The organism is Pseudazoarcus sp. NS34 (assembly GCF_059703725.1).
The window spans coordinates 263,539-275,822 of record NZ_BAAKIZ010000001.1 but is presented as its reverse complement, the minus strand read 5'-3'; the positions used below and the strand labels follow the sequence as shown (position 1 = coordinate 275,822).

General features: G+C 65.5%; 10 protein-coding genes. 9 read left to right on the top strand and 1 reads right to left on the bottom strand.

Features of this window, described 5'->3' with window-relative positions; all coding sequences use genetic code 11:
• The first annotated feature begins 8 nt into the window (after positions 1-8).
• From AC6H0N_RS01360 to AC6H0N_RS01320, 9 genes are all read left to right on the top strand, one after another.
• Positions 9-1,676 carry a flagellar hook protein FlgE gene (locus tag AC6H0N_RS01360; RefSeq protein WP_497572257.1) on the top strand — a complete coding sequence of 556 codons (1,668 nt, stop codon included), beginning with the start codon at positions 9-11 and terminating at the stop codon, positions 1,674-1,676.
• Positions 1,677-1,728: 52 nt separating this feature from the next.
• Entirely contained in the window at positions 1,729-2,466 is a 738-nt protein-coding gene (gene flgF, locus AC6H0N_RS01355; protein WP_497572256.1) for a flagellar basal-body rod protein FlgF, read from the top strand.
• 127 nt (positions 2,467-2,593) lie between these two features.
• Positions 2,594-3,373 carry a flagellar basal-body rod protein FlgG gene (flgG, locus tag AC6H0N_RS01350; RefSeq protein ID WP_497572255.1) on the top strand — a complete coding sequence of 260 codons (780 nt, stop codon included), beginning with the start codon at positions 2,594-2,596 and terminating at the stop codon, positions 3,371-3,373.
• A gap of 11 nt (positions 3,374-3,384) precedes the next feature.
• Positions 3,385-4,059 (top strand): flagellar basal body L-ring protein FlgH, encoded by a 675-nt coding sequence (locus AC6H0N_RS01345; RefSeq protein ID WP_497572254.1) that lies wholly within the window; start codon positions 3,385-3,387, stop codon positions 4,057-4,059.
• A gap of 13 nt (positions 4,060-4,072) precedes the next feature.
• On the top strand, positions 4,073-5,182 hold the full coding sequence (locus tag AC6H0N_RS01340; RefSeq protein ID WP_497572253.1) for a flagellar basal body P-ring protein FlgI: 1,110 nt from the start codon (positions 4,073-4,075) through the stop codon (positions 5,180-5,182).
• A gap of 2 nt (positions 5,183-5,184) precedes the next feature.
• Positions 5,185-6,192 (top strand): flagellar assembly peptidoglycan hydrolase FlgJ, encoded by a 1,008-nt coding sequence (gene flgJ, locus AC6H0N_RS01335; RefSeq protein WP_497572252.1) that lies wholly within the window; start codon positions 5,185-5,187, stop codon positions 6,190-6,192.
• Between the two features lie 51 nt (positions 6,193-6,243).
• On the top strand, positions 6,244-8,889 hold the full coding sequence (gene flgK / locus AC6H0N_RS01330; protein ID WP_497572251.1) for a flagellar hook-associated protein FlgK: 2,646 nt from the start codon (positions 6,244-6,246) through the stop codon (positions 8,887-8,889).
• Positions 8,890-8,900: 11 nt separating this feature from the next.
• Positions 8,901-10,994, top strand: coding sequence for a flagellar hook-associated protein FlgL (flgL, locus tag AC6H0N_RS01325; protein ID WP_497572250.1), 2,094 nt, complete (start codon positions 8,901-8,903; stop codon positions 10,992-10,994).
• Positions 10,995-10,999: 5 nt separating this feature from the next.
• Entirely contained in the window at positions 11,000-11,452 is a 453-nt protein-coding gene (locus AC6H0N_RS01320) for a hypothetical protein (RefSeq protein ID WP_497572249.1), read from the top strand.
• A gap of 17 nt (positions 11,453-11,469) precedes the next feature.
• On the opposite strand, the gene fliR is transcribed toward AC6H0N_RS01320, so the two are convergent.
• Positions 11,470-12,255, bottom strand: a complete 786-nt coding sequence (gene fliR / locus AC6H0N_RS01315) for a flagellar biosynthetic protein FliR (RefSeq protein WP_497572248.1) — start codon at positions 12,253-12,255, stop codon at positions 11,470-11,472.
• Positions 12,256-12,284: the final 29 nt, after the last annotated feature.

Below are 12,284 nucleotides of genomic sequence, written 5' to 3'. Positions count from 1 at the left end.
GCGACACCATGGCATTCCAGCAAGCATTGAGCGGTCTGAGTGCGTCGGCTAAAGCCATTGACGTCACCAGCAACAACATCGCCAACGCCTCGACGGTGGGCTTCAAGGCCGGTAGCGCGCTGTTCTCCGACGTGTTCGCCTCGGCGCTCACCGGCGCTTCGTCCAGCGGCCAGGTCGGTATTGGTGCGGCATCCAACGTGGTCCGTCAGGCCTTTACGCAGGGTGGTCTGACCTCCACCGGCAACCCGCTGGACATGGCGATCAACGGCAACGGCTTCTTCATCATCGCGCGTTCCGACGGTAGCCAGGCCTTCAGCCGCAACGGTCAGTTCGAGGTTGATGCCGACGGCTTCATCACCACACCGACGGGTGACCGGCTGCAAGGTGTGCAGGCGGTCAACGGCGTGGTCAACCCGAACGGAGCGCTGACTTCGCTGATCGTGCCGAGTGAGCCGATCGCGGCCCGCGCCACCGTCGACCTGCCCGGCGCCTTGGGTGTCCGTCTCGTCGCCAACCTTGATGCCGAGCAGGACCCGACGGTACAGCCGCAGCCGGCATGGCCGGCCTTCGATCCGGCCGATAACACCACCTACGATGCGCAGCTCACGCAGGTCAGCTTCCTTGGCAACGACGGCAACACCAAGACCGTCGATGTGTACTTGCGTCGCCAGGCGACCGGCGGGGATGACTGGGAAGCTTTCTACGTCATCGACGCCGGTGACGGCGTGACGCCGCAGACCGTCAGTGCCGGCAACTTGCTGACCAACGGAACCAGCGCGACCCTGTCTGCGACGGTTACCAATACGCTGCCCGCTCTCGACCAGGCGCTGGACCTGAACTTCAACTGGGATGCCGTCGCCGGCTGGAGCCTCGACACGGATGTCGACGCAGCCAACGTTGCGACCGAGGCGCTGCCCGACGACACCGCCGTGGCCTTCCTCAACCCGACGGTGGCCGTCGATCCGGCTGACACCAGCAGCTACAACTCGACCACCTCACTGACGATCTTCGACAGCCTTGGTCTGGAGCACACCCTGTCGCTGTACTTCGCCCGCGAACCGGGCGGCGTCAACGACTGGCAAGTGTGGGCCTCGCTTGACGGCGCCGCCGCCCAGCGCATCAGCAACGGCACCGACGGCACGCTGAGCTTCGACACCTCGGGTAGCCCGATCGGAGGCACTGCCGGTACGAGCTTCACGTTCCCGGCGACCGACCTCGGTCCGGCAGTTGATCCGCTCGGCTTCACGGTCGACCTGTCGCGCCTGACGCAGTTTGGCGACCCGTTCTCGGTGACCGAGACCGGTCAGAACGGTTACACCCAGGGCAGTCTGGTCGGCATCTCGGTGGACCGTACCGGCACCATCCAGGGTCGCTACAGCAACAACCGCACCCAGGCCCTCGGTCAGGTGCAGTTGATGACCTTCACCAACCCGAACGGGCTGACCTCGCTGGGCAACAACCTGTGGGAAGCCACCCCGGCCGCTGGTGCCAACCAGCCGCAGCCGCCGGGCGCGGGCCTCAACGGCGTGATTTCGTCCGGTGTGGTGGAAGACTCCAACGTCGACCTCACGCGCGAACTGGTGCAGCTCATCATCATGCAGCGCAACTACCAGGCCAACGCCCAGTCGATCCGCACCCAGGATCAGCTGCTGCAGACGGTCGTCAACCTCAGGTAAGCACAACGCGGCCTGATGGCGGGACGCCGCCGCAGGTTGCCGGGAGAAGGGCATGGATCGCCTGATCTACACCGCCATGACGGGCGCACGCAGCACGCTGGACCAGCAGGCTGCGGTGTCGAACAACCTCGCCAACGTCAATTCGACGGGCTTTCGGTCGGAAATGCACCGGCTGCGCGCGGTCGAAGTGCAGACCGATGCGCTGCGCACCCGCGCCTTCGCGGTGGATGCGAGCGTCGCGACCGACTTCACGCCGGGACCGATGCAGTTCACCGGCCGGACTTTCGACGTCGCCATCAAGGGCCAGGGCTGGTTCGCCGTGTCCATGCCCGACGGCGGCGAAGCCTACACGCGCGACGGCAGCTTTTCGGTCAGCGCCAACGGCATCCTGCAAACCCGCGGTGGGCGCCCGGTGCTGGGGGTTGATGGCCCGGTTACGGTGCCGCCCGACAGCGAAGTCGTGATCGGCAAGGACGGCTCGATCTCGGTGGTTACCGGTGGCAATGCCGCGACCATCAACGTGGTCGCCAACATGAAGCTGGTCAATCCGCCCGAAGCCGGGCTGGAGCGCGGCGAGGACGGCCTGTTCCGCTACACCGGCGATGCCCTGGTGTTGCCCGACGAAGACATCGAGGTCGCGTCCGGCTACGTCGAGGGCAGCAACGTCAATGTCGTCGACCAACTCGTTTCGATGATTTCGCTGGCGCGTCAGTTCGAGATGCAGACACGCATGCTGCAGACCGCCGAAACCAATGACCGCGCCGCGGCGCAATTGCTCTCCAACCGCTGACGCGTCAGCGAATAGGGGCGCTTTTCCGGCCTTAATCGCCGCAACGCGCGGCGCGCGCCGGACGTAATCTGGCACCGTCGGCCCGCTGGCCTTTACGCCGCGGAGCCCCCGCCAAAGGAGTACCGACATGATTCGCTCACTGTGGGCCGCGCGTACCGGCCTTGATGCCCAGCAGACCCAGCTGGATGTGATCTCGAACAACCTCGCCAACGTTTCGACCAACGGTTTCAAGCGTCAGCGCGCGGTATTCGAAGATCTGCTGTACCAGACGCTGCGTCAGCCGGGCGCCCAGCAAACCGCCGAGAGCCAGATCTCCAGCGGCCTGCAGGTCGGCACCGGCACGCGTGTGGTGGCCACCGAGCGCATCTTTACGCAGGGCAGCCTGCAGCAGACCGGCAACGCGCTCGACGTCGCCATCCAGGGCAACGGCTTCATCCCCATTCAGCTTGAAGGCGGCGTCACCGGCTACACCCGTGATGGTTCCTTCCAGCTCGACAACGCCGGGCAGATTGTGACGCCCAGCGGCTATCTGGTTGGTGGCGGCATCACCATTCCCGAGGATGCGCTGTCGATCACCATCGGCAAGGACGGCACGGTCAGCGTGCTGCAGCCGGGCAACACCATTCAGGAGGTCGGGCAGCTGCTGCTGGCCACCTTCATCAACCCGGGCGGCCTGCAGAGCGCCGGCGAGAACCTGTATCTGGAAACCGCGTCGAGCGGCGTGGCCAACGAACAGCCTCCCGGCACCAACGGAGTTGGCGTGTTCAACCAGAACTATGTCGAGACTTCCAACGTGAACGTCGCCGAGGAACTGGTGAGCATGATCATCACGCAGCGTGCGTATGAGATCAATTCGCGCGCCATCCAGACTTCCGACCAGATGCTCGGCCGTCTGACGCAGCTCTAAGAGGCATCGGGATGTTTTCGCCGCTCCGTTTCGCACCGCTGGCCTTGCTCTTCCTGGCCGCGTGCTCGCCGATCTACACGACGCCGAGCACCGCGGTGCATCAGCCGATGAGCGTACGCCCCGAGATGCAGGGCCAGACCGTACCGACCACCGGATCGATCTATCAGAACGCCGCCGTGCGCCCACTGTTCGAGGATCGTCGTGCCCGCCACGTCGGCGACACCATCACCATCAACCTGGTCGAACGCACCTCGGCGCAGAAGAGCGCCAATGCCACGGCCGACCGGTCTTCGAACATTGCGGGCGGCATCAATGCGCTGGGCGGCGTGTCGATCGGCAAGCTCGGGCAACTGAGCGTCGACGCCGGCACCGAATCGGCTTTTGCCGGCCAGGGTGCAGCGGGGGCCAACAATGCCTTCACCGGCACCATTACCGTCACCGTGATCGACGTGTATCCCAACGGCAATTTGCTGGTGTCCGGCGAGAAGCAGGTGGCGATCAATCAGGGCAACGAGTTCATTCGTTTTTCCGGCGTGGTCAATCCGAACAACGTGACCACCTCGAACACCGTGCAGTCGACGCAGGTCGCCGATGCGCGCATCGAATACAAGGGCAGCGGCTTCATCGACGAATCCACCCGCATGGGCTGGCTGCAACGTTTCTTCCTGGCCCTGTTGCCGTTCTGACGCGGAGCGCATCATGAATCATCGTTTTCTTCTCCGCCTTGCCCTGGCTGCAACACTGGCGCTGTCGCTGACCGCGCAGGCGGCCGAGCGCATCAAGGATCTGGCTTCCATCGCCGGCGTGCGCAACAACCAGCTGGTCGGCTACGGTCTGGTTGTCGGCCTCGACGGCAGCGGTGACCAGACCACGCAGACGCCGTTTACCGTGCAGAGCATCATCAACATGCTCAGCAACATGGGCGTCACGCTGCCGCCCGGTACCAGCCTGCAGTTGAAGAACGTGGCGGCGGTGATGGTCACCGCCAACCTGCCGCCGTTCTCGCGCCCGGGCCAGCAGATCGACATCACCGTGTCGTCGATGGGTAATGCCAAGAGCCTGCGCGGCGGAACGCTGGTGATGACGCCGCTCAAGGGCGTCGACGGTCAGGTCTACGCGATTGCCCAGGGCAACGTGCTGATCGGCGGCGCGGGGGCTTCGGCCGGCGGTGCGTCGCAGGTCGTCAACCACCTGTCGGCTGGCCGTATTCCCGGTGGTGCAACCGTCGAGCGATCGGTGGCAACCGCCCTGGGGCAGGGCGAATTCGTTACCTTCGAGCTGCATCAAGCTGATTTCGGCACCATGCGTCGCATGGTCGACGCCATCAACATGGTCACCGCGCCGGGCACGGCGCAGGCGCTCGACGGGCGTACCGTCAAGGTGCTCGCGCCGCTCGATCCGACCGATCGCGTGGCCTTCCTCGGACGTCTCGAGAACCTGATGATCACGCCCGAGCAGCAGGTCGCCAAGGTCATCGTCAATTCGCGCACCGGCTCGGTCGTCATGAACCAGCGCGTCACGCTGCAGAACGTCGCCGTGGCGCATGGCAACCTCACCGTCACCATCGGCACGGACGTCGGCGTATCGCAACCGCCGCCGCTGTCGGGCGGCGATACGGTGGTGGTACGTCGCGCCAACGTCGATATCGATCAGCAGGACAGCATCCTGTTCAACGTGCCGGCGTCCGCTACCTTGTCGGACGTGGTCAATGCACTCAATGCCATTGGCGCGTCGCCGATGGACCTCATCAGCATCCTGCAGGCCATGAAGTCGGCAGGGGCGCTCCGGGCCGAGCTCGAAGTGATCTGATCATGAGCGCCATGGCCTCCCTCAACACCCTGGACCCGCGCTCTTTCGGCGACCTGCAGCGGCTCACCGCCAAGGGTGATTCGCCCGAGGCGCTGCGCGCTGCTGCGCAGCAGTTCGAGTCGGTGTTCATGCAGATGGTGCTCAAGGCCATGCGCGAGGCCTCGCCGCAAGGCGGGCTGTTCGATTCAGAGCACACCAAGATGTTCCAGTCCATGCACGACCAGCAGCTGGCCTCCGATCTGGCCTCGCGCGGCAACGGCATGGGCCTGGCCGACGCGATCTTCCGCCAGCTCGGCGGCGAGGCGATGCAGGCGCAGCAGGAGAACGGTTTCATCGGGCCGGACGGGCGGCGCTATTTCGACCTGTCGAATGTCGCGCGCCCGCCGGTGATGCAGGTGCTGCCAAGGCCGGCAAATCCTGCCGGCGTTGAGCCGGCGGCGGAAAATGCAGCCGAATCAGCGGCGGAAGTTGCCGCCCCGCAGGCCGCCTCGCAGGCGGTATCGAACGTGCCCGAGCATGTCGCTGGCTTCGTGCGCAAGCTGCGCGGCGATGCTGAGCAGGCCGGCCGCGAGCTGGGTGTGCCGGCGCACTTCCTGGTCGCCCAGGCCGCGCTGGAAACCGGCTGGGGCCGTGCAGAGCTGCGTCGTGGCGATGGCTCGACCAGCCACAACCTGTTCAATATCAAGGCGGGTTCCAGCTGGAAGGGCGACACGGTTGAACTGCCGGTGACCGAATACGCCAACGGCCGCGCCTATACAGAGAACGCGCGCTTCCGCGCCTATGGCTCGTATGCCGAGGCCTTCCGCGACTACGTCTCGCTGCTGCGCGACAACCCGCGCTATGCCGAGGCGCTTGGCCAGCAACAGCCGGCCGACTTCGCGCAAGGCTTGGCGCGAGGCGGCTACGCCACCGATCCGCAGTACGCCGACAAGCTCGTGCGCATCATTGGCGGCGACACGCTGGGCCATGCCTGGCAGGGCGCGACGCAGATCGCGTCGGGCCTGCGCTGAAACTGGCAAGCTTCTTGCAGCATGCCTGACAGACGCCTCCAGGAGTAAATCATGTCCGGCATTTTCGGAATCGGTCTGTCCGGCCTGAACGTAGCCCAGTCGCACCTCAATACGGTCTCGCACAACATCACCAACGCCGGTACCCCAGGGTATTCGCGACAGTCGGTTGTGCAGGTGGCCATTGATGCCGAATACGGCGGCACCGGCTATTTCGGACGCGGTGTGCAGGTCGCCGACGTGACGCGCGCCTACAACCAGTTTCTCGAACAGCAGGTGCAGAGCTCCACCTCGCGCCAGGCGCAGTACGCCACCTACAACGCGCAGATCTCGCAGATCAACAACATGCTGGCCGACCCCGAAGTGGGTCTGTCGCCGGTCATGAACGGCTTCTTTGCGGCCGTGCAGGACGTGGTGGCCAACCCCACCAACGTGCCGGCGCGCCAGTCGCTGCTGTCGGCGGCCGAGAGCGCCGCGGCGCGCTTCCGTTCCATGGATGCCCGGCTGCAGGAAGTCCGCAGCTCGACCAATGGCGAGATCGCCTACAACGTCGGGCGCATCAACACGCTGGCGACACAGATCGCCGAACTGAACAACCGCATCTCGCTGGCCGAAGCCGCCGGCGGCGGTGCCACCGCCAACGACCTGCAGGACCAGCGCAACCAGGTGATGGTGGAACTCAATACCATCATCTCGGCGCGCGGCGTGCGGGCCGACGACGGCTCCATCAACGTGTTCATCGGCACCGGCCAGGCGCTGGTGCTGGGTACCAGCGTTTCGCGCGTCACCACCGCCCCAGACCCCGACAATCCCGAGCAAGTGCGTGTGGGTATCGAAACGCCGAGCGGGGCGACGGTGCTGGTGCCGGAAGCAACCCTGACCAACGGTGCGCTGGGCGGTTTGCTCGATTTCCGCCGCGAGGCGCTGGAAACCACGCAGCGCCAGGTCGACCTGATCGCGCGCAATTTCATCGAGGCGGTCAACGAGCTGCACCGCAATGGCGTCGACCTCGATGGTCTGCCGGGCGGTGACCTCTTCGGGGCAAACATGGTGCGCGGCGTGGGCGGCGCGTCCAACCCGCCCGAGGTGGGTCTTGCCAACGACAGCCTGCTGACCTACGACAGCTATCGCCTGACCTACGGCCCGGGCGGCACCTACTCCCTCACCCGCGAAGGCGATGGCGCGACCATTACCGATCCGGCCACCATCGGTCTGAACATCACGGTGCCGGCCGACGCCCAGGACGGGGAGGAATACCTGATCCGCCCGCTCGCTGGCAGTGCGCGTGACATCTCGATGCTGATCAGTGATCCCGCACGTTTTGCGGCAGGGCTTCCGGCCTCGGTCACGACAGTCAATACGGCCACAGCGAACGTGACGCCGCCCACCGGCGCGAGCTCGGCGTCGCTGTCCCTGGCGGTCCCGTCCTTCGAGTCAAACGGAGCGATGGCGTCCTTCGCAGTGCGCTTCGACGGGGCCCTGAACGAGCTGGTCATCGACCCGGCGGCGGGCTACACCATTTCGCCGGATGCCGGCTATGACACGAGTGGTCCGGTGGACCCGCTGGTGGGCAAGACCTTCACGGTCACCACGCCGACGGGCGAGAGCTTTGATTTCACGCTGGCGGGCGAGCCGGTCGATGCCGATGAGTTCGTTTTCGATTTTGCAGTGACCAGCCAGAACGTCGATTTCGCATCGCCGACGTCGGTCCCGACGCTCGATCTGGCCAGCACTGCCAACCTGTCGCTGCCGGCTGATTTCGAGGCCAACGGGGCGGTGGCGCCGTTCGTGATTCGCTTTGACGGTGGCCTGAACGAGGTCGTCATTGACCCGGCGGCGGGTTACACCATCGTTCCCGACTCCGCTTACGACACCAGTGGTCCGGTGGATCCGTTGGTGGGCAAGACTTTCACGCTGACCACGCCGACTGGCGAGACCTTCGATTTCACGCTGGACGGCGAACCGGTCGATGGCGATGAGTTCGCCCTGAGCTTCGTGGTGGCCCCGCAAACGGTCTACACGGCCACGCCCGGCGTGACGCCGGACATCGACGGGCCTGGCACCGGAGTCGTTTCGGTAGCGACCAGCGAGTTCGAGTCCAACGGTGCGATGGCTCCGTTTGCCGTGCGTTTCGACGGGGCTCTGAACGAACTGGTCATCGACCCGGCGGCGGGCTACACCATTGTTCCGGATTCCGGCTACGACACCAGTGGTCCGGTGGATCCCCTGGTGGGCAAGACCTTCACGGTGACCACGCCGACCGGTGAAACTTTCGACTTCACCTTGAGCGGCGAGCCTGCCGACGGCGACGAGTTCGGCTTCGATTTCAGCATTGAAGTGACCGAGACCACCACCGGTACCGGCCCGGGTGACAACCGCAACGCCGTTGCACTGGGCGCGCTGCAGAACCAGCAGATCATGCTCGACAGCGGTGGCGGCACGCCCACTTCAACGCTGCAGTCGGCCTATTCGCAACTGGTGTCCTTCGTCGGCAACAAGACGCGCGAAGTGCAGACCGCCGAGAAAGCACAGGCCTCGTTGCTGCAGCAGGCGACGGATGCACGTGAATCGTATTCCGGGGTTAACCTGGATGAAGAGGCTGCCAACCTCGTGCGCTACCAGCAGGCCTATCAGGCCGCCGGTCGGGTGCTGACGGTGGCGCAGCGCCTGTTCGACGAAGTGCTGAGCTTCGGCCGCTGAGGAGACCCACCATGCGCGTATCGACCAGCATGATGTACAACAAGGGCCTGCAGCAGATGCAGGCCCAGAGCGCTCGACTGTTGCAGACCCAGCAGCAGATCGCCAGCGGCCGCCGCATCCTGACGCCGGCCGACGATCCGGTGGCTGCAGCGCGGGCCCTGGAGATCCGGCAGTCGCAGTCGAGCAACGAGCAATTCCTGTCCAACCAGGCGGCCGCCAACGACCGTCTGCGCACCACCGAGAACCGCCTCACCGGCATCGGCGACATCATGCAGTACATGCGTGAGCGCACCGTGCAGGCCGGTAACGCCGCGCTCGGGCCGCAGGAGCTGAGCTACATCGCCACCGATTTGCGTGGCCAGTTTGACGCTTTGCTTGGCCTCGCCAACAGCCGCGATGCGCAGGGCGACTACGTCTTTGCGGGTTACCAGACACGCCAGCCGCCGTATGCCGGCGGCTTCGGCAACATCGCCTATCAGGGCGACGAAAACCAGATCGCGGTGCAGGTCTCGTCCTCGCGCTACATGCCGGTTTCGTTCACCGGGTCCGACGTGTTCGGCAGCGGGCGCCTGCCCGAGCCGGGCGTGCAGGTGCGCACGGTGGCCGCGCAGGACGATGCCGCGGCATCCTTCAATGTGTCGTTGTCGACCACCTCGGTGACGCCCGAGGCCGGCATCAGCTACACCATCCGCTACGACGAAACGGCTGATGACTATCTCGTCACGCGCCGAGAATCAGACGGCACCGTGACCGACCTGGGCGCCGCCACGCTCGATGCTGGCGCGCAGACCATCAGCTTTGACGGTGGCGTGGTGTTCGATCTTTCCGGCACGGCCGAAGATGGCGATGCCCTGCAGGTCTTCGTCGGCGCAAACGGCATCACCGTCGCCAACGGCAGTGGCCAGACCGGCGCCGGCTTCGATCTGGCCTTGTCGGATACGTCCGCCCAGCCCGATCCCGGCGTGCGCTACATGGTTGAGTGGGACGATGCGGCCGGCGACTACCTGGTGACGCGCCGCGAGGCCGACGGCATCACCGAGACCGCACTGGGTGCGGCAAGCTACGACGCCGTTGCCGGCACGCTGGCCTTCGACGGGCTCGAGTTCAACCTCACCGGCGCCCCGCTTGAAGGCGACGTGGTGCAGGTCGCGATCAGCCCGCTGAACATCACCGTTGATGCCACCGGCGTCGGCGGCACGGCGACCAGCCCGACGCTGGCGCTGGCTTCGGCCGCGCCGGATGCGGGCGTCAGCTACGTGCTCAGCTGGGATGACCTTGCCGGCGACTACGACGTCATCCGCCGCGAAATAGACGGCACCGAGTCGAGCGTCGGGGTCGCGAACTATGACCCGATCGGCGGAACGCTGAGTTTTGACGGCGTCGATTTCGACCTGCCCGGCACCCCGCAGGCCGGTGACGTGCTGGAAATCAACATTGCCGAGCAGGATGTGTTCGTGTCCGGCGCCGGCACGCCGACCGACGCGGCCAACGCGCCGCTGACGCTGGCCTTGTCAGCTGACTCTGCCGCGCCCGATCCGGGTGTGCGCTACATCATCGGCTACAACATCGGCGCCGATGGCAGCGGCGAGTTCAGCGTCATCCGCCGTCAGCCCGGCATGGACGACACGGTGGTGGATGCGGTATTCGACCCCGACACCGGCACGCTGAATTTCGAGAACTCCGAGGGAGAAACCGTTTCCTTCGACGTTGGCGGTGTGCCGCGCGACGGCGACCAGGCCGAGATCTTTGTCGCTTCGCGCGACATCTTCGCCAACATGGCGGTGCTGATCGACTCGCTTGAGCGCCCCGGCCCCAGCGTGATGGCCGATGGGCCCGTGGCCTTCGGTCTGGATTCCTTCGACATGGGTCTGGAGAGCGTAATGCGCGTACGCGCGCAGGTCGGCTCGCAGATGAGCGAAATCGAGAACCTCGGCAAGGTCGGTACCGATCAAGGGCTGCAGTACGCATCCGAGATTTCGCGCCTGGAAGACCTCGACTACGCCGAGGCCATTTCCCGCCTGTCGCAGCAACAGGTCTTCCTCGAGGCCGCGCAGCAGACCTATCTGCGCGTCACCGGTCTGTCGCTGTTCAACTTCCTGAGCTGATCGTCATGCGCCTGATCGCCACCCTTTGCGCCGCACTGTTGCTGACCGCCTGTGTGCATTCACCCGAGCAGCATTCGAGTGGTGGCTCGGATACCTTCGCCATGCCGGCGCAGACAGCCAGGCCCGAGCCGGTCGAAGAACCGCCGCCGCCCGGTAGCCGCACGCCGGTGTGGGCGGCAATCCCCGATCTGATGATTCCCGGCTGGGAGGTCAAGGTCACTCAGGTGGGCGAACAGCGCTTCCGCCTGCACTTGCGCATGCGCCCGCTGATCACCGGCGGCGATGGCGAGGCGCGCACGGCCTTCCTGCGCAGTGCGCGCGAGATCGTCGATGCCGGCGGTTACGCCAGTTACGACGTGGTGCGCTACGAAGAGACGATCGATTCCGGCATGTTCTTTGCGCGTCGCGGTGCCAGCGGTGAGATCCGCGTGGTGCAGTCGCAAAGCTGGGGAATGTAGGGCGGGAGTTGTTTCGCCTAGACGCCGGCCAGGGCCCGTAACAAGGCGTCCACTGCCTCGAATCCATATTCGAACAGGCGTTGCAGCATTGGCCCGAGGATGCTCAGGCTCAGCATCAGCACGAAGAAGCCCACCGTCAGCGTTACCGGAAAACCCACCGCAAAGAGGTTCAGCTGCGGGGCAGCACGCGTCAGGATGCCCAGGCCGATGTTGGCGATGAGCAGCGTGGCGACCATCGGCAGCGCCATCATCACGCCCGCCGCGAACATCACCGAGGCATGGCGCACGATCACCAGCCAACCCTGTGACGAGGTCGATTCGCCGACCGGCAGCCACTCAAAGGTGTGCACCAGCACCTGAATCAGCATCAGGTGGCCGTCCAGCGCGAGGAACATCAGCAGCGTGATGAGGCCGAGAAATTCTGCGATCACCGATGTCTGCCCGCCGGTGGTGGGGCTGAAGAACACCGCGAAGGACAGGCCCATCTGCAGTCCGATCATCTCGCCCGCGAGGTCTACCGCGGCGAAGAACAGCCGCATCATGAAGCCCAGCGCCGCGCCGATGATGAACTGGTGCGCGAGGATGACCAGCGCTTCCCAGGAATCAGTCGGAACCGCCGGCATCGGCGGCAGCGCCGGCAACACCGCCATGGCCATGGCCAGCCCGGCTGCCAGCCGGATGCGCACCGGAATGCCGCGGTTGCTCCACAGCGGCGCCGACGCGAACAGGCCGAGCAGCCGCACCAGCGGAAACATCATGGCGGCCAGCCAGGTATCGAGTTGAGCGGCGGTGACGTCGAGCATGGTGGGGCTTCAGTGGGCGGGCGGCCGAT